This is a genomic window from Olsenella intestinalis, assembly GCF_023276655.1.
In the GTDB taxonomy this organism is placed as follows: domain Bacteria; phylum Actinomycetota; class Coriobacteriia; order Coriobacteriales; family Atopobiaceae; genus Olsenella_J; species Olsenella_J intestinalis.
On the sequence record NZ_JALGRK010000002.1, the window covers coordinates 881341 to 898471 of the forward strand.

The 17131-nt window shown below is 62.0% G+C and carries 17 protein-coding genes and 1 tRNA gene; 7 read left to right on the forward strand and 11 right to left on the reverse strand.

Translation table 11 applies throughout. The features are described from left to right. The first annotated feature begins 68 nt into the window (after positions 1 to 68). A complete protein-coding gene (locus M5D76_RS08425; protein ID WP_248922942.1) occupies positions 69 to 824 on the forward strand; it encodes an alpha/beta hydrolase in 756 nt (251 codons plus the stop codon). Positions 825 to 846: 22 nt separating this feature from the next. On the opposite strand, the gene M5D76_RS08430 is transcribed toward M5D76_RS08425, so the two are convergent. The 8 genes from M5D76_RS08430 to purF all read right to left on the reverse strand — a co-directional run bounded on the left by M5D76_RS08430 (position 847) and on the right by purF (position 9202). Next, positions 847 to 1704 (reverse strand): hypothetical protein, encoded by an 858-nt coding sequence (locus tag M5D76_RS08430; RefSeq protein WP_248922943.1) that lies wholly within the window; start codon positions 1702 to 1704, stop codon positions 847 to 849. 50 nt (positions 1705 to 1754) lie between these two features. Further along, positions 1755 to 2717, reverse strand: coding sequence for a hypothetical protein (locus M5D76_RS08435; RefSeq protein ID WP_248922944.1), 963 nt, complete (start codon positions 2715 to 2717; stop codon positions 1755 to 1757). A gap of 269 nt (positions 2718 to 2986) precedes the next feature. Next, a complete protein-coding gene (locus M5D76_RS08440; RefSeq protein ID WP_248922945.1) occupies positions 2987 to 3187 on the reverse strand; it encodes a Nif11 family protein in 201 nt (66 codons plus the stop codon). A 180-nt stretch (positions 3188 to 3367) separates the two neighbouring features. Next, entirely contained in the window at positions 3368 to 3658 is a 291-nt protein-coding gene (locus M5D76_RS08445) for an aspartate-alanine antiporter-like transporter (RefSeq protein ID WP_346348413.1), read from the reverse strand. 5 nt (positions 3659 to 3663) lie between these two features. Continuing rightward, positions 3664 to 5472 carry a carbohydrate-binding domain-containing protein gene (locus M5D76_RS08450; RefSeq protein WP_248922946.1) on the reverse strand — a complete coding sequence of 603 codons (1809 nt, stop codon included), beginning with the start codon at positions 5470 to 5472 and terminating at the stop codon, positions 3664 to 3666. Between the two features lie 460 nt (positions 5473 to 5932). Continuing rightward, positions 5933 to 6106 (reverse strand): Nif11-like leader peptide family natural product precursor, encoded by a 174-nt coding sequence (locus tag M5D76_RS08455; protein ID WP_248922947.1) that lies wholly within the window; start codon positions 6104 to 6106, stop codon positions 5933 to 5935. A 42-nt stretch (positions 6107 to 6148) separates the two neighbouring features. After that, entirely contained in the window at positions 6149 to 7432 is a 1284-nt protein-coding gene (locus tag M5D76_RS08460; protein WP_248922948.1) for an aspartate-alanine antiporter-like transporter, read from the reverse strand. Positions 7433 to 7756: 324 nt separating this feature from the next. Further along, positions 7757 to 9202, reverse strand: a complete 1446-nt coding sequence (purF, locus tag M5D76_RS08465) for an amidophosphoribosyltransferase (protein ID WP_248922949.1) — start codon at positions 9200 to 9202, stop codon at positions 7757 to 7759. A 732-nt stretch (positions 9203 to 9934) separates the two neighbouring features. Between purF and M5D76_RS08470 the strand changes: the two genes are divergently transcribed. From M5D76_RS08470 to M5D76_RS08495, 6 genes are all read left to right on the forward strand, one after another. Continuing rightward, a complete protein-coding gene (locus tag M5D76_RS08470) occupies positions 9935 to 11032 on the forward strand; it encodes a hypothetical protein (protein WP_248922950.1) in 1098 nt (365 codons plus the stop codon). A 74-nt stretch (positions 11033 to 11106) separates the two neighbouring features. Then, positions 11107 to 12042, forward strand: a complete 936-nt coding sequence (locus M5D76_RS08475) for a helix-turn-helix domain-containing protein (RefSeq protein ID WP_248922951.1) — start codon at positions 11107 to 11109, stop codon at positions 12040 to 12042. Between the two features lie 339 nt (positions 12043 to 12381). Further along, complete coding sequence (locus M5D76_RS08480; RefSeq protein WP_248922952.1) at positions 12382 to 12543, forward strand: hypothetical protein; 162 nt, start codon at positions 12382 to 12384, stop codon at positions 12541 to 12543. Between the two features lie 12 nt (positions 12544 to 12555). Then, positions 12556 to 13185, forward strand: a complete 630-nt coding sequence (locus M5D76_RS08485) for a DUF4417 domain-containing protein (protein WP_248922953.1) — start codon at positions 12556 to 12558, stop codon at positions 13183 to 13185. Then, complete coding sequence (locus tag M5D76_RS08490) at positions 13185 to 13565, forward strand: hypothetical protein (RefSeq protein ID WP_248922954.1); 381 nt, start codon at positions 13185 to 13187, stop codon at positions 13563 to 13565. The genes M5D76_RS08485 and M5D76_RS08490 overlap by 1 nt, the downstream gene beginning before the upstream one ends. Beyond that, positions 13562 to 13855: a hypothetical protein gene (locus tag M5D76_RS08495; RefSeq protein WP_248922955.1), complete on the forward strand. Its 294-nt coding sequence runs from the start codon at positions 13562 to 13564 to the stop codon at positions 13853 to 13855. The genes M5D76_RS08490 and M5D76_RS08495 overlap by 4 nt, the downstream gene beginning before the upstream one ends. Before the next feature lie 559 nt (positions 13856 to 14414). Here M5D76_RS08495 and M5D76_RS08500 read toward each other — a convergent pair. The 3 genes from M5D76_RS08500 to mnmA form a co-directional block, all read right to left on the reverse strand. Continuing rightward, positions 14415 to 14489, reverse strand: a tRNA-Val gene (locus tag M5D76_RS08500). Between the two features lie 174 nt (positions 14490 to 14663). After that, positions 14664 to 16001 (reverse strand): lysylphosphatidylglycerol synthase transmembrane domain-containing protein, encoded by a 1338-nt coding sequence (locus M5D76_RS08505; RefSeq protein ID WP_248922956.1) that lies wholly within the window; start codon positions 15999 to 16001, stop codon positions 14664 to 14666. Continuing rightward, positions 15988 to 17106 carry a tRNA 2-thiouridine(34) synthase MnmA gene (mnmA, locus tag M5D76_RS08510; RefSeq protein WP_248922957.1) on the reverse strand — a complete coding sequence of 373 codons (1119 nt, stop codon included), beginning with the start codon at positions 17104 to 17106 and terminating at the stop codon, positions 15988 to 15990. The genes M5D76_RS08505 and mnmA overlap by 14 nt, the downstream gene beginning before the upstream one ends. Positions 17107 to 17131: the final 25 nt, after the last annotated feature.

Consider the following 17131-nt stretch of genomic DNA (forward strand, 5'->3'; position numbering starts at 1 on the left):
CGGCCGAAGCCCGCCGCGGGCACAGGCGGAGTTGCCTACCATGGAGGCAGGAGACGAGAGGAGAAGAGATGTCCGAGCGCAAGCACGTGGTCGCGAGGCGCGTCGCCGTCGCCCTTGCCGCCCTTTTGGCGGTCGCCGTCGTCGCAATGGTCTGGTATGTGAATGACTACTACCGAGCCGACGAGGTGGCGCTCGCCGCGGCCTCAGACGCCAACGGGGACGCCGACGGCGTCAGCGTGCGCGAGGTCTCGCCCAAGGCGCTCGCCTTCGTGCCCGCGCAACCCACCGCAGGCCTCGTCTTCTACCCCGGCGCGAAGGTGCAGCCGGAGGCCTACGCCCCGCTGATGCAGCGACTCGCCCAGCACGGCATCCTCTGCGTGCTCGTCAGGCCCACCTTCAACCTGGCGATCCTCGACGCCAACGCCGCCGACGGCATCCAGGCGCAGTTCCCCGAGGTCAGACGCTGGGGCATCGCCGGCCACTCGATGGGCGGCGTCGCCGCGGCCGACTTCGCCAGCCGCCACGCGCAGGACTTCTCGGCGGTGGCGTTTCTCGCATCGTACCCGTCGGCCGACCTGACGGGCTTCGGCGGATCTTCGCTCACGATCGTGGGCACCAGCGACGGCGTGCTCAACCGCGACCGGTGCGCAGAGGCGAAGAAGGACCTGCCCGCGGCCGCGAGCGAGCGCGACATCGAGGGCGGCAACCACGCCTACTTCGGCAACTACGGCGAGCAGGCGGGCGACGGCCAGGCCACGATCTCGCGCGAGGACCAGCAGGAGCAGACCGCGGAGGCCATCGCATCGATGCTCGCGGCCGCCTAGCATCCGATGCGCCCCGGGATCGCTAGATATCGAGGCGACGCCTGATGTCGTCCTCGCAGCCGGGTGCCGCAAGGTAGTACAGGAGGTTGGCGAGGAGGGCGTCGTGGCGACGGCCCCTGCCGACGACCTTGAAGTAGCGGATGCCATAGTCCTCGCGCAGTCGCGCCACGCCGTCGTTCGTGAGGACGACGGGTCCGTCGAAGAGGTCGAAGATGTCCTCGTGGTTCCTCTTGCAGCCCTCGAACGGCGGCAGAGACTCTCCCAGCTGGCGGCGGCTCTCGTACTCGTAGTGGCGCTTCCGTGCGGTGCATCCGGGCACGCAGAGCTCGTTGACCATGACCTCGAGGCGCTCGGGACGGGACACGCGCGAAAGGAAGTCGCGGTCCTTGTTCCTGTTGTAGTCGAGGACCACGTAGTCGAACCTCTCCAGGGCCGCATTGAGCGTCTCGACGTCCGAGATCCCCCTGGTCGTCGACAGCACGAGCCTGAACGGGTAGTTGTTGCGCAGGTAGTCGGCCACCTCGTCGGCATACACGATGACCTCGACGTCGAAGTCGCTCGCGATGTCGAGGATCGAGCGGACGTAGGGGTCGTCTCGCAGCATGGCCTCGTCCGCGAACATGTTCGTGAAGGTGAGCCTCGCCTTTGCACCCGCGTCGTTGAGCGCCGAGAGCGTGGCGCGGATCTTCTCGTCCGCGTACTGCAGACCCAAGTGGGTGCGGCCGCCGTTTGCGCGGCAGCGCGGGAAGGAGCCGTAGACGCTGTCGATGCGAACGCCCTCGCGAAAGAGGGCGGGCTCCTCGCGCAGCAGGCGGACCAGTGCGAGGTTCAGGCTCAGGTTCGAGGTGAAGTCTGGTAGCGCGAAGTTGAGATCTGGCAAGGCGAACCTCCGGTGCGTGGCGGACAGGACTGCGGGCGCGGCCGCGGGCGTCAAATCGTCCCCGCGACGATCAGGATGCTGCCCGAGACGATTCCGAGCAGGAGCGCGTACTGGGCCGCACTGAGGCGCTCCCCCATCAAGACGCGCCCGCCCAGCATCACGAGTATGGGATAGGTCGCGACGATTGGGTCGGTCGAGACCGAGTCGATCGCCATCGCATAGGCATACATGACGATGCCCACGTTGTCTGCAACGGCCCCGAGGATGCGCGGCGCACTGTGGCGCGTGAAGGGGTTGTAGGGACGACCCTCCCTCCAGAGGATGTAGAGCCAGAAGGCGAGCGCGAAGGCGGCGTACTCCAGGCCGATGATGATGACGCTGTCGCCCTCGGGCATGCCGAAGCCATAGGTGGTGTCGAGACACAGGCCGGTCACGATCGTCTCGACGCCGTCGCCGAGGGCGAACAGGAGCGGGAACACGAGCGTGCCCAGCCCCACGTACCTCCAACGGCCGGCATCGCTTTCCGCATTCTTGCGACGATCCCTGTTGCGGACCCAGGCCAGCGCGGCGACACAGACGACGATGAACGCGATGCCCACGGCCTTGGGGGCGTTAAGGACCTCGGAAATCGAGCCGGCGCGCCCCAGGGCAAGAAAGGCAAACACGAGCAAGATGGTCGAGATGCCCGAGCTGGCGCGCTCGACGGGCGACTCGACCGAGGCCTCGTTGTAGACGAAGCCCTTGAAGGAGACCGTATTGATCACGACATAAAGCAGCCCGTAGAGCGTCATCGGCCAGAACCTGACGGCACTCTCCCAGATCGTGAACGGCTCCTCGCGCATGGCGAGGTAGGCGACGGCGATCACGAGAAATACGAGGCCGATGCAGACGGAGTACTTCAGGCAGACGTGAGGCTCGTCCGCATCGCGGATGCCGGCCTTGTACAGGAGGCTCGTCGCGGACCATGCGACGATGGTCGCGATGACGAGCGCAAGCCACACGGTGACACCCACGGTACCCCCCTCCCCTTCGCGATGCCTCAAGCCGATGCCATTGTGGCGCAGGAGCAATCGAGGGGCCTCCGCCAATCGAAGCGTGGTCGATGGGCGGTCGAGAACGGATGCGACCGAGGATGCGCGCTCCTCTCGCCAAACGAATGCGTACGGGGAGGCGGCCAGGACAAGCATAACGGGAGGGCGCGGACCAGGCCCGCACCCTCCCCCGCTGTTGCATCTGAAGCAGGTCGCGCCATGCGACCGAAACCCGCCCTAGCGGGCCGCGGCTACTCGTACCACTGGTTCAGGTGGCAGTCGCTGCGCTCTCCGAAGGAATCGCACGACCAGCCGCCGGCAACGGCCTCCATCTCCTCGTCAGAGAGCTTGTAGCCCTCCTTCTTCGCGAGCGCGAGCAGCTCCTCGGGGCTCTTGCAGCCCCTCGCCTTCTCCTTGAGCTCGGGCGAAAGCTTCAGGTCATCGATATTCATGCGACGTCCTCCGTTCAACATGGCGTGTACGTGGCGCAAACCATTTCTAACAATGGTAAACGTCACCATTCGACTTCCATTGGGGAAGTCCGCCAGCGCACGTGACTGGCGGGTGGATAGCAGGTGGGCGGACGAGAGGGCCGCATTGAGCGTCGCCCAAAGGCGGGCACAATCAACGCGCTATGACAGGAGCAGTATCAGGAACTGGGAGCAGATGACCAAGCTGATCAGGGCCACGGGATACGTAGCCGCATAGGCGGAGGCCACGTCGTCGGTCTCGGCCTCGTTGATCAGCGCGCCGAGCGCGGGCGTGGACGTCATGCCTCCGGCAATGGAGCCGAGGTTGTTCAGCAGGCTCATCTTCAGGACGTGCTTCGCGAACAGGTAGGCGACCACCATGGGAGCCACGGTGATGATGACGCCGTAGAAGAAGTAGATCAGCTTGAAGTACTGGACGAAGCCCGCACTAATTTCGTCTAGTCGCGCTGGCGCCTGCGAGCCGCGAGCGCGAGCGCCGCAGCGGCCAGCACCACGAGGGCGGTGGCTGCGGGAGCCGCGTACGGCATGGTGTCGTCGGTCTTTGGGAGGCCCGACCTCGACCCGCCCGCACTGTTGGACGTGGTCGGCGCGGGATAGGCCTTCTCGGCAATGGTGGAGGTCACCGTCTGCGTCTGGGAGTCGACATGGCTCGCATCGCCGGCCACCTTGTAGTAGACCGTGTACTCGCCCGGATCCGTCGCGGTAGGCAGCTCGGCGGCATACGCCTTCCCGTCGAGCGAGTACAGCATGGTGCCGCCGCTGGCCATGCCCTCCGTCACCAGCTCCTGGGGCTTACCGGTGTAGGGAAGGCTCTTCCCCGCAGGCGGCGTCGTGACGGAAGCCGCGGCAGCCGGAAAGAGGACCCGCTTGTAGCCGCTCAAATCCGCGCCTTCCGCGTTGGCCGCAATGGCCGTCTTGCCTTCGGCACCGGCAACGTCTGAATAGCCAAGGCCTAAAACGGCGTTCTTCACGCTGGTATCCGCGTTGATGGCGCCGGCCGGGCCCTGGGCGATAAAAGACGCAACCCCCTCTTCGATCACGAGCAAGCCGCTGCCGGATTTGCCCAGAGAATTGTTGGCGCTCACACCGTACGCCTTGTCGCCGCTTCCAGTTGCCTGGACGGAGCCACCCTTTACGGTCATGATGCAGCCGTCAATGCCGATGGCGCTGCTTTCGCTTTCCCTACTTTCCACTACGACGCTGCCGCCGTTGATGACGACGCCGGGCACCAATCCCGTTTCGCCCGATGAGGGGTGACGCACGGCGTAGATGCCGTACTGGTGGCCCTTTGCGGTGATCGTGCCGCCGTTGACGGTCAGGGTGCCGTAGTCGCAGGCGATGGCACAGGGGGCCATGATGCTTGTGGTGTAGGAAGCGGGAACGGAGCATTGGGCGGAAACCTCTCCGCCGTTGATGACGATGTCGCCTCCCACGGAGATGCCGTGATATCCACTGGCGGTGACCGTACCGCCGTCGATTTTCACGTCACCGTATTCGGCGCTTATCCCGTACAGCGTGTTCGCGCCCCCTGTGGTTTCGGCGACAACCGTTCCGGCGTCTGCGCCGATGGCAATCGTGCCCTCGTACGAATAGATGCCGTAATCGCAGCCTGTCGCCGTTACCGAGCCGCCCTCGACGTTCACGTCGCCCTTTGCATAGATGCCGGCCCCTCCGTCTTCCATGCCGCCGGCATTTGCAGAAAGGCTGCCCGTCCCTCTGACCGTCAGGCTCCCCGCGCAGAAGATGCCGCAGTAGCGATGAGTTGGATCTTCATCCTCTTCGTCGGCGCTGCCTTCTGAAGCGTTGCCGCCCGTAGAATCGGCGGTGACGACGATGCCGCTTTCGCCTGCAAGCTCGACTACCAACGCGCTGTCAGCGTTCCAAAAGATCGGGGCGTGGCGATAATAGTCCCATTCGCCATCGTAGTCCTGCAGCGTTTCCATATGGCCCGGGCCCGTGTAGCTGTAGCCGCTCAGCGTTAACGTAGCGGGATTGCCGTTCGCAGCCGGCGTGAAGCTCCAGCCCTGACCCTTCAGGTTAGCGCTCGTGACCTGCGTCTCGCCAACCCAGAGGGGATACGTCTCGGCGGCGGTCTGCAGCTCTGCGGGCGCAATGCGACCGGTCTCGGCATCATCCGCCAGGGCCTTCCCTAAACCCGCGCCGGGCATAAGCCCCAGCACCATGGTGATGACCAAAATCAGGCTTAGTGCGAGCCTTGGCAGCTTCCCTTTGAGAGTTGCCCCCATGTTGGTCTCCTCTCCCAACGCGTGACGCGACAATGTCTTGAAACGGCCTGCGTCAACGTAGCAAAAGCATTTGCGTTCATTATTAGTACGAGCGCCGCCTATGTGCGGATGGATGTGGATGATGGAGGCAAGCGGTTGCGTTTCCGCCACCGCCCATGCGGGGAGGCCGGCCGGCGGCCCTCACGGACGCATCCAATGTTAGCCCCTTCGGGGCGACGAATCAAACAGTTCTCGATTGAGGCCGAGACAAACGGTAATAGGCGTTACTATTCACGGCTTGGCCATTGAGTGCAATTGACGATGCGCGACACGCCCGTCAACCTGCTACGATCCGGGAAATCCGAAAGAACCGTAGGCGGACGCCAGATTTCGCTTGCACAGTATATCGTTAGGCGTTGCAACCGCCCTTCGGTGCAGGGCGCACAGGAGAGGCGGATCGTCGAGCCAGGGTCCTGCGCACCTAGGCGAACCCATCGCCGGCAACGGCCTCCATCTCCTCGTCAGAGAGCTTGTAGCCCTCCTTCTCCGCAAGAGCGAGCAACTCCTCGGGGCTCTTGCAGCCCCACGCCTTCTCCTTGAGCTCGGGCGAAAGCCTCAGGTCATCGATGTTCGTGCGACGTCCTCCGTTCAACATGGCGCATGCGAGCGTCGCCCAAAGGCGGGCACAGCCAACGCGCTATGACAGGAGCAGTATCAGGAACTGGGAGCAGATGACCAAGCTGATCAGGGCCACGGGATACGTAGCCGCATAGGCGGAGGCCACGTCGTCGGTCTCGGCCTCGTTGATAAGCGCGCCGAGCGCGGGCGTGGACGTCATGCCTCCGGCAATGGAGCCGAGGTTGTTCAGCAGGCTCATCTTCAGGACGTGCTTCGCGAACAGGTAGGCGACCACCATGGGAGCCACGGTGATGATGACGCCGTAGAAGAAGTAGATCAGCTTGAAGTACTGGACGAGCTTCATGCCGCCCGCAACGCCGGACCCGAACAGGAACAATACGAGGCCCAGCTCGCGAACGGACTTCAGCGTGTTCTGCGACGGGCTTGCCTCGATCGGACCGATGTGCCCGAAGTGGCCCACGACCAGGGCAACCAACAGCACGCCACCCGTGGCAGTCAGGCTGAACGTCGCGCCGTTATAGCCCGAAGGCGTCAGGGGGACCTTAAACGATCCGAGCAGAATGCCTATCACCACCACGAACGCCACGACGCACAAGCCCATGGGCTCAACCTCGAAGAGCTTTTTCCGAGCAACGTCCTCGCTCTTCTCCGTAAGGCGGATCTTCTCGCGCTCCTCCTCCATGTTTGCCTTGGTCATCCTGGGGATGACCTGCACGAAGAGGACGGTGCCGATAACCCCGAACATGTAGGCGACGCCGTAGCCAACGGCGACAATCGCCTCCGCATCGGCGACCGACAGGGTCGAGGCGGAGCCAGACGCCACCGTCGCGACGGCAGTCTGCGTCGATGACATGGCGGCGGCGCTCGTCAACGCGCCCGACATGACGCCGGTGATTGCCGCCAGGAACTCCTGCTGGTTTCCAGCCGATCCGCGTCCCACGAAGTAGCAGATGACCGTGGCGAGCACGCCGGCCGCGGTGACGACGAGGCCGATGAGGGCGTAATACTTGAAGTTCTTCTTGGAGCCCCTGATGAAGTTCGGCCCCGCAATCAGGCCGACCGCCCCGATGAACAGCACGAGGCCGGTGGTCTCAATGACCTTCAACGTGTTCAGGGAGATGTCGACCTTCTCCCCTGCCACGGTCTGGGTGATGTTCTGCCCGATCTCAGTGCTGTACATCACGCCGAACAGCAACGCGACTATGAAGACGCCCGCCGCTCCCAGGCTGACCCCCTTGATGCGGATGCGTCCGAGCAGGTACCCGAGAAAGATGACGTCGAAGCTCATGAGGACCAGGAATGTGATTCCCGTAACAGAGATCGCTCCACCAAGTAGATCCATCTTGCCCCTCGCATTTCCCTATTCAACAGTGGGACACGGTGCCAGACGCGCCATTCCGCAAGGAGCCTCGGGCACGACCGACAACTACTTTAATCTACTGGCTGTTCCGTCCACGCCGTTTCGGCGGTGCGGGGCAATTCGTCGAGGGACGGCCGAATCGTGCAAGGCTCCCCACAGCCGCCCCCTCGTTCCAAGTCTCTCTCGCAAGCGCGACGGGATCGTCGGCATCTATGGCCCGAGCGGTTCGAGCGGGTTGCCGTACCGATGGCACGTTTCACAACGACCGGGTCACCGTCATTCCCACTCAACGAGAACAGGGAGCGCCTAAACGGAGCGCAGACTGGGCATCCCGCTCTTTCTTCTGAGCAACTCAGGAATCTCGACAGGATAATTCCCGCTGAAACACGCATCGCAGAATCCGCCGTGCTCCGAGCGGATGGCATTGTGCAGGCCTTCCAGGCTTATGAACGCCAGGGAATCGCAGCCGACGTAATTCGCCACCTCGGCAACCGACTTGTTCGCAGATATCAGCTGGTCGCATGTATCGGTGTCGATTCCGTAGAAACACGGCCAGAGCACTTCCGGGCTCACAATGCGCAGATGCACTTCGACGGCACCCGCATCGCGAAGAAGGGTGACGAGCTGCTTCGACGTGTTTCCGCGCACGATGGAATCGTCGATGACGACGAGGCGCTTGCCGCGTATGACCGAAGGGAGCGGATTCAACTTGATGCGGATACCCATCTGGCGCATCTCCTGCGTAGGCTGGATAAACGTCCGGCCTACGTAACGGTTCTTCACGATGCCGTCGCAATACGGAATACCGCTTGCCGAAGCATATCCGAGCGCTGGGGGAATGCCTGAATCCGGGACGCCGAGCACGATGTCGGCTTCTGCCGGCGCCTCACTTGCAAGGATTTCACCCATGCGCCGGCGCGCATTATAGACTAGCTCGCCATCAAGACGACTGTCGGGACGGGCGAAATAGACGTACTCGAAAATACAGCTGGAGCGAAGCCCAGGCTTGACACCCTGCTCGCATTCCAGCCCCGCCGAGCTTATCTTCACGATTTCGCCCGGCTCGATCTCGCGAACGAATGTGGCGCCGACAGCATCAAGACCGCATGTCTCGCTCGCGACGACCCAACCCCTCCCGCGGGGAAGCTCGCCGAGCGACAACGGGCGGATGCCGTTCGGGTCGCGGAAAGCGTAGAGGGCGGAAGGCGTTGCCAGGGTTATCGCATAAGCGCCGTGCAGTTGCTGCATCATTAGGCGGATACCCGCGCGGATGTGTCCGGCGCGTCTCGTATCCACGCTGATGGTGCGCGCGGCCACCTCGCTATCGGTGTAGCCGTACAGCTGGATCCCCTCGTTGGCGAGCCAAACTCGTTGAGGAGCAGTATCGACCAGAGTCCCGTTATGGGCCAGCGCGATCGGCTCGTCGTCAATGGCCGACACATGCGGTTGCGCCTCCTTCCAATCGCCGCCGCCCGCCGTGGAATAGCGTGTATGGCCAATTGCGATTGCGCCCTTCAGATGCGCGAGTGCTTCCTCGTCAAAAACCTGGTCGACGAGTCCGAGACCCTTGTGGATGAGGATGGTGTCGCCATCGCCGACCGCGATGCCCGCGCTCTCCTGCCCACGGTGCTGAAGCGCCTGCAGGCCGAAGCACGTCAGGCGAGCGACGTCCTCGCCTGGCGCGTACACGCCGAAAACCGCGCAGGCTTCCTCGAGCCTGTCCGGCCTTTCGTCATGACAGTTTGGCTGCATTCTGTTTTCGAGCCTCCTCATGTTCTTGGTCAATCGCTCGTCGAAACCTATTAGAAGATAGCGGGGCTGCGTTTCAAACGCTTTTCGCCAATGCGCTGAAACCTTAGGTTAACGACTAGGAAACCAACTCGAAACCATATCCAGGTTCAGCCGCAACCAGGCAATGTCGACCAGTCTGTCGAATCGAGCACAGCGACGCACCTCAGAAGGAAAGCGCCGATTCGAATTCAGCTCGGCAAGTTAAAGGCTTCTCCTAGAAGACACTCGATTGTGGTAGGCGTTACAGGATTTGAACTTGTGACCTCTTCCGTGTCAGAAACGGAAATGTATACGAGCTATTGCACTCAGGTTGAGCTTATGCAGGTAAATGCAGGTATGGCAAAACACCCAGCGTTATGCTCTGTAGACTTGTTTCACTCTCGGACACACAAAAATACTCTCCATGCCGACAGTTTCCTACAGAGCTTTTTTCATAGGATTGTGTTTGTGCCGCAGGGGGGCACTTCCGTAACGAGATAAGGGCGCGATACGCAATGTGCGACAGGTGCCGTAAGAGACTTGTTGACGTCTTAGTCTGAGACGAATGCCGCATCGTCAGCGAGAAACGTGACCTTTCGATTGTTGACGGGCGTGGTTCCAAAGAAGGCAAAACGTTCAAATGACCAGTTTCGACATACTACTGGCCCCTTCGCCATCATCGGAGTGGCCAGCTAAGCAGAAAGCGAGGATGGTATGGACAGCAGGCAGACCGTTATAGAGACCGATGAGACCCTCGGGGAGAACCTGACCGAGGAAGATGAGAACGAACGCGTTGAAACCGCCATGAAAACGGCCGCACGCAGACGGGGTGCTGCGAAGCCGGCGGGCGCATTTGCGCGTAGCGATTGGTTCTGGACTTGGAGCAAGGGCGTGGATCTACTCGATGCCGTTTACACCGAGTCCCATGAAGATCCCGAGGGGGATGATACCGAGGCCAAGCCTTATGACGCCCTCGGCATCGCGAGAGCAAGGCTCGACAGCGAGGTGAACGAAATCTGCGATGCAGCGGCTTGGAACATAAATGAGTACCGCAAGATCTTCCACGTAACACTTGCAGAGCTAGCCTTGGCCATAGACGTAAGCGAATCGACACTGAGAAAGAAGATGAAGGACGGCACCCTTACGCTCAAGGAGTTTCTGACTCTCTGCGCTGTATGCCTTACTGACCCTTGCGTCATCCTCGGCTACGTCGACAGCGAGGACATCAAATTCGTTCAAGCCCTTCACTACCTGGACAAGGCAAGCGACCATCGCGCAGTTGGCGAACTGGTTGAGGTCCTTGCCAACAAGCAAAACGGTCGAACCATGATACGCCGGTCGGTGTCGCCCATTGTCGAGCAGGACCTTGGCTGGGATAACGATGAGACGATTGAGGACGGGGACGTCATATCGGACAACGCCTCCGATCTCAACTGGAACAGGGTGCTTCGGGAGATGCTTCCCTCCTGGCCACTTTGGTGGAAGACCGAATTCGACTATACCGAGTTCAACTTGCTCGTTGACGCATATCTGCAGATCGCAAATCACGGTCAGCCTTGGGCGGCGGGATACGAGGCCAAAGCCGAAGCGGCCACAAAGGTCGTCAGGGCGCTCAAGGCTCGGCCCGAAATCAGGAGCAAATTCGACCAGTGCAGGCGTATCAAAGAAACGATCCGGGACCTCGAGATCGAAGGCAACGAGCGGCAGGCGGATGGCCTCAAAGAGCTGGCGCACGAGCATAGCGTAGAGTTTGCCCGGATGCTTTACAACGCGGCGAATGGCATCGACGAAGCCGAGGAGGATGAGGACTGATGGCAAAAGGTCGCACTCGCGGGCCGAACCGTCCAACCGGACAGTTCGTTAGGCACGACTGGATATGGCTTTGGATGGCGGGCTCCAAGCTGAAGCACGAGATTCTTTTCAAGCGCACCCACGGAGGACCCGGCGCTACGCCAAACGCGAAAGTGCAGTTCTTCAGCCACGATAACGCCATCAAGACGACGGTCAAAAACGTGGAGCGCGCCGCCGCGACAATCGACGATCCATCATACGACGAACCGTACGACTTCGATGCCGAGGTAGACGCCGCCCGCAACTCCCTCAACGATGAAGTTAAGGACGCTTGCTCGGTTGCCTCCGAGAACCTTGAAGAGTACAGGCGGTTGCGCCAGATAACGGCAGCGCAGGCCGGAGAGGCCATCGGCGTGAACGAGTCGACATTTCGCTCCAAGATGCGTGCGGTCGAGAACATGAAGCTGGGAGAATTCCTTGCTCTGTGCGCGACCTTGGAGGTCGATCCCAGCGTGGCCCTCGGCTTCATCGATGGTGAGGATGCCTCAGCCGTAAGAAATATGCACCGTTTGGGAGCCGTCGAGGACCATAGGTATATTGGAGAGATGGCCGAGTTCCTCAGCGGGAAGTCTGGCACATACATACCAAGGCATGCCGCCATTCCCCATGCGCTCGCAGACGCAGAGCGTACTATCAGCGGCGACAAGATGAATGGGGACGATCAGTGGCCGCGATGGTACGAGACCGACGAATCCTATAGCGATTATGGCCCTTACTTCCATGCTGAATGGCGCGATGACGAGGATGGGCATGGTCCTGAGATCTCAGACATCACCGGTTACTTCATGGAAGCCGATGGGAGTATCTACGATCCCGAGCAGGAAGAGGCAGACAGGCTCTTTGCTGAGGAGGTTGCTGATTACTTCAGGAGCAGCGGGTTAGAGGTCCAGAGACTTGATACTGGTCGGCATGCGTTGGGTCTTGAACAGCTAGATAATGGAGAAAATGTAGAGACCGAATCTGAGGAATGACAGACCAAACCGTCAGCCAGCGAACGGTTTGTCTATAGGCTGACCGACGACTCTTCTGAAAGCAAACCGCTCGCCAGATAACGCTTTGCCCACCAATACAAACGCCGCCCCAAAGCATTCCGCCGATGGGGCGGCGCTTTGCTATTCGGGCCATCCAAGAACAAAGCGATTTGATGCAGGACAAACCGTATCCATACGTGCGATTTGCTAGTTATATATGCCTGTTTAACTGCGGTTTCTTCAATTGCGTCATCTGTGACAGCGCCGTATATTCGAGTTGCTAGCAGACAAGAAGGACGTGCACGATCCGGCCATTGCATCACGAGAACGGAGTTAACCATGACCGCGATCAAACAGAAGAACGATCATGCGCAGACTATTGTCGTGGGTTACACCCAGAGCGAGATTGACGCCCTCCACGCCATCGGCAAGAACAGGGTCACCTGCGTCACGCGCGTCTCCGAACGCATTGTTGCGCACGGGACAATCGAACACCGCTAGAAAGGAATGAGTTTGACAAAGCAAACAGGTGACGAATTCAGAGCTGAGTTGGCATGGCGCTCCTCCTTCGAAACGGAAGGCCGCTGGGGCATCCCACTTGTGAGGCGACAGCAACTTGTAGACGGCAAGATCGACTTGATAGCCTACGCGGACACAAAGCCGCACGATATCGAAGCAAACACACGACGAGGCGTCCACTTCTTCATCGACGATCCGCGATTCGAGGGAATCTACAAAAACCCAGACAACACGCTGGCAAAGGTCGCCCAGTACCGTTTCCTGCTGACGCCCGACCACTCGGTCTACGCCGACATGAAGCCGTGGATGCAGCTCCAGAGTGTGGCGAAGAGCCGATGGGTCGGGGCGTGTTGGCAAAGCCATGGGCTGACCGTGTACCCGACGATGAGCTGGGGTACGGCCCAGACCTTCGAGTTCTGCTTCAGGGGGTTCGAGCGCGGCGGCACGGTGGCAATCGCTACCTACGCCTGCAAGAGCGCCAAGTCGCTATACCTGCCCGGCTACTACGAGATGCTGCGGCAGTTGGAGCCAGAGCACATCATTTGCCTGGGAGAGCCGTTCCCAGAGATGAGCGAGGTGGACATCGTGGTTGACCATGTGAAGGCGCGAAAGGCGGTGAGGTGATGGGCGGACGAGGGACATACGCTTCCGGCAACAATGTGCCTTATACGTACCGAACGACCATGAAAATCGGCGGGATCAAGGTACTCGAGGGAATAGGGGGCACGCACGGCCTGCCAGAAGAGGCGCACTCGAGCAATGCATACATCCAGCTGAACAAGGACGGCACCGTCCGCACTATGCGCTTCTACGACAGCCAACACAGGCTACGCTACGAGATCGCCTACCACGGCGAGCGAAACCTGGACCCATCGGGAAGGCCTGTTCTTCATTATCATGTGTACGGCATCACTGGGAAGGCCAATTGGCACGGAGAAGCGCGCAAGGCAACCAGAGCCATGCGCAAACGCTACGGCAAGTACTTCGGAAGGAGCTGGACATGATCAACGGCAACCTGCAAGCGTTCCTAGACAAGCTCGCGTTGGGCATGGAGCTTGAAGTATCCTTCCGCGGGAAGAAGTACCTGATTCAAGGGTGGGATTGGTCCGAAGCCGACGCCAGCGCCGGACCGCACATCGAGATGTTCGAGCTCGGAGAGAACTTCGAACGCGACTACGAATTCCGTTACAACGGCACGAGTCGCGGGGAGTGCACGGAGGCTTTCCTCGCAGCGAAGATCTGGGACGGTATGACGTTCAACGAAGCCGAGCGCGAGATCGAGTGGATTTCGTAGCCTCTAAGAGATTCCCGCAAAGATGACAGAGCCTCCTCGAACGAGCTTTTTACCGCTTGGTCGTCTTCGTCATACCAATTCGATCATCATGCGACAGAACGGGGTAGGGACAGCGTCATCGCCGACTACCATGGCCATGTGGATCCCAGCAGTGTTGACCAGCAGCACTACCTGATACCGACCAACAAGGTCCTTAACGACGCGGCCGACGTGTTTGGCGAAGCAATCCAGCGCGCGCATGACGCGCTCCATAGCGATAGGGTTCATGGTAGCATGCGCCGTCGCTGCCGTTAGAATCAACCGCATAGACGCAAGAACCTTAGCGGCCTCGTGCATTGAATGCGCGCGAGGCCGCTAACTATAAGAATAGAAGTTGCCATTCTATCCATGTATGTGCATGGTGTTTTTGGGTGCTCGAGGGTGCCTCAGGGAGCGATTTGGTGGTTCTGGATATCAACAATGCAGCCATCAAAAACATCAATGTTACCGATTATTTCCAAAGGCCCAAATCGACAAATAAAAAACTGGTAGGAAACTATACTTCCTACCAGCGATTATTTGGTGGGCGTTACAAGATTTGAACTTGTGACCTCTTCCGTGTCAGGGAAGCGCTCTCCCCCTGAGCTAAACGCCCGAATCTGTGGTGCCGCGCGTGGGGTCGCGCAGCGCGGTAGCTACTATAGAGGAACGAAGCGCTTCGCGCAACAGAGAATTTGGCTCGCTTCACAATTCGTCCTATATTCCGCATAGTCGCAGGTAACAGGACGTGTCGTATGTGCAGGCGTGACGGGAGCGCACCACGAGGCGATCAGTCGGAAGAAGTCCACTCGCGATCTCGCCCCTTTGTCGAGGCGCGGGCGCCGCCCCTGGCCTTGAGCGACTTCGGGCTCACGGTCACGCCAGAGCCGTGCGAGGGGGCCGCGGGACGAGAGGAGCTGCGCACGGCAGGGCCCTCCCCCTCGCCCAGGAGGCGCGCGCGGAGCCGGGCGAGCGACGAGCGCAGGCGCTGGCTCTTCTCGTAGACGTTGTCGCGACCGTTGGAGCGAAGGCCGAGCAGGGGCACGGCGGCGAGCACGGGCAGGAAGTACTCGACCATGCGCCAGACCACGAAGCCCGCGGCGATCGCGTCGCCGAACATGGGGCCGAAGAGGAACGCGAAGCCGCCCTCGGCGCCGCCCGTGCCGCCCGGCAGCGGGATCGCCGAGGTGAGGAGCTCGAGCATCGAGCCGCAGGCGAGGCAGGTCAGAAGGTCGGCCTCGATGTGGAAGGCGCGCAGCACGAACCAGGGCAGCGCGTAGAGGCATCCGAGCTGGACGAGGGTGAGGGCGAGCGTCGCGAGCATGCCGCGCACGTTGGCGGCGGCGGCGCGAAAGCCGCGCGAGAAGTCGAGCAGCTGGGTGTTGACGACCTCGCGCCAGTGCTCGGGGCGCTTGAGCCAGCGGCGGCGCTCGAGAAATCCGATGAGGGCGTTTCCGAGCGTCATCGTGGGGCGCGGGAAGAGGCATACGAGAAGCAGCCCCGCCACGCTCGCGATCTTGCAGCTGAAGAGGATCGCGCCGACCAGGAAGACGTCGCCGTAGGTCGAAGTGAAGTAGTCGAGGCGGAAAATCAGCATGATGGCGGCGAAGATGCCCTCGGCGGCCTCGTAGATGATGAAGCGCGTGTACTGCAGGGCGCCGGCCTGGCCCATCGAGAGGCCCGCGCGCGTGAGGCGGAAGATCTGCGCGGGCGCGCCGCCGGTGCCGTTGGGCGTGAGGTTGGAGAAGAAGATGCCGGCCGCCTCGACGCTCATGAGGTCGCGGATGCCGAGCGGGCTTGCGGGGTCGTTCGCGACGGCCATGGCGTAGGCGCCGACGCCGAGCAGGTAGTAGACGACGTAGGCGAGCATGGCGGCGATGACCCAGCCGACGGCGACGTTGTTGAGCGCCGAGAAGAACGTGCCCACCTGCCCCGAGAGGACCAGGTACAGCACGTAGGCAACGGCAACGAAGCCGAGGAAGACGAGGCTCTTGCGGACCGTGCTGAGGTTCTTGCGCTCGGACTCGTCGGAGGCGTCGAAGGCGCCGGCGGGCTGCCCCACGCCGACCTTGACGCGGGGCGCCTTGGCCGCGGGCGTGGCCTTTGGCTTGTCGCTAGCGCGCGCCATCGCCCGAGCTTCTCTCGATGATGCCGCCGCCGAGGCACTCGAGCCCGTCGTAGACGACGGCGCTCTGCCCGGGCGCCACGGTGCGGCGAGGCTCGGCGAAGTCGATGCGGACGCGCGAGGCGGGCGCGGCGTCGGCGTCGTCGAGCACGGTCACGCGCGCGGGCGCGAGCTCGCCGGTGTGGCGGGTGCGGACGAGAAGGTCGCGGCCCTCGAGCTCGGCCGCGCGCTCGGCGCCGCCGATCCAGCGGGCGTCGGAGAGCTCCATCGAGGTGCACCAGAGCGCGGGGCAGTCGCGGTCGGCGGTCACGTAGACCACGTTCTTCTCGACGTCCGTCGAGACGACGTAGCGCGCGGGACCTCCGCCGAGGTTGAGTCCCTTGCGCTGGCCCACGGTGAAGAGGAAGGCGCCGTCGTGGCGGCCCAGGACGCGCCCGGTCTCCCACTCGACGACGTCTCCGGCGCGCCGTTCCAGCGTGTCGAGAAGGAAGGTGCGGATGCCCACGGGGCCGATGAAGCAGATGCCGTCGGAGTCGGGCTTGCGCTCGACGCCCAGGCCGCGCTCGGCGCACATGCGCCTCACCTCGGCCTTGCTGGCGATGTCGCCTACGGGGAAGATGGTGCGCGCGAAGGTGTCGGCGGCCACGCGCCACAGGAAGTAGGTCTGGTCCTTGTGCTCGTCGGCCGCGCGCAGCAGGTGCGCGGCGCCCGCGTCGTCGGTGGTTCGCCGCGCGTAGTGGCCCGTCGCCACGAAGTCGGCGCCCTCGGCGAAGGCCCGCTCGGCGAAGGTGCCGAACTTGACGGTCTGGTTGCACATGACGTCGGGGTTGGGGGTGTAGCCGCGCGCGTAGGCGTCGACCAGGTAGTCGACCACGGTCTCCTTGTACTCGCGCTCGCAGTCCCACACGGCGAGGTCGATGCCGAGCGTCACGCAGACGCGCTCGGCGTCGGCCAGGTCGTCGGCCCAGGTGCACTTGAAGCCCGGCAGGTCGCGCGACCAGTTGCGCATGTAGACGGCATGCACGTCATAGCCCTGCTCGAGCAGGAGCGCAGCCGACAGCGCCGAGTCGACGCCGCCGCTCATGCCAAGGTACACGCGCTTGCCCATATGATCTCCCAGGTCGCAATCGATC

Bases quoted from the DNA above. Each gene is read 5' to 3' on its own strand.
- M5D76_RS08425 (WP_248922942.1), top strand. From the start codon at position 69: ATGTCCGAGCGCAAGCACGTGGTCGCGAGGCGCGTCGCCGTCGCCCTT.
- M5D76_RS08440 (WP_248922945.1), bottom strand. From the start codon at position 3,187: ATGAATATCGATGACCTGAAGCTTTCGCCCGAGCTCAAGGAGAAGGCG.
- M5D76_RS08450 (WP_248922946.1), bottom strand. From the start codon at position 5,472: ATGGGGGCAACTCTCAAAGGGAAGCTGCCAAGGCTCGCACTAAGCCTG.
- M5D76_RS08455 (WP_248922947.1), bottom strand. From the start codon at position 6,106: ATGTTGAACGGAGGACGTCGCACGAACATCGATGACCTGAGGCTTTCG.
- M5D76_RS08460 (WP_248922948.1), bottom strand. From the start codon at position 7,432: ATGGATCTACTTGGTGGAGCGATCTCTGTTACGGGAATCACATTCCTG.
- purF (WP_248922949.1), bottom strand. From the start codon at position 9,202: ATGCAGCCAAACTGTCATGACGAAAGGCCGGACAGGCTCGAGGAAGCC.
- M5D76_RS08470 (WP_248922950.1), top strand. From the start codon at position 9,935: ATGGACAGCAGGCAGACCGTTATAGAGACCGATGAGACCCTCGGGGAG.
- M5D76_RS08475 (WP_248922951.1), top strand. From the start codon at position 11,107: ATGGCGGGCTCCAAGCTGAAGCACGAGATTCTTTTCAAGCGCACCCAC.
- M5D76_RS08480 (WP_248922952.1), top strand. From the start codon at position 12,382: ATGACCGCGATCAAACAGAAGAACGATCATGCGCAGACTATTGTCGTG.
- M5D76_RS08490 (WP_248922954.1), top strand. From the start codon at position 13,185: ATGGGCGGACGAGGGACATACGCTTCCGGCAACAATGTGCCTTATACG.
- M5D76_RS08495 (WP_248922955.1), top strand. From the start codon at position 13,562: ATGATCAACGGCAACCTGCAAGCGTTCCTAGACAAGCTCGCGTTGGGC.
- M5D76_RS08505 (WP_248922956.1), bottom strand. From the start codon at position 16,001: ATGGCGCGCGCTAGCGACAAGCCAAAGGCCACGCCCGCGGCCAAGGCG.
- mnmA (WP_248922957.1), bottom strand. From the start codon at position 17,106: ATGGGCAAGCGCGTGTACCTTGGCATGAGCGGCGGCGTCGACTCGGCG.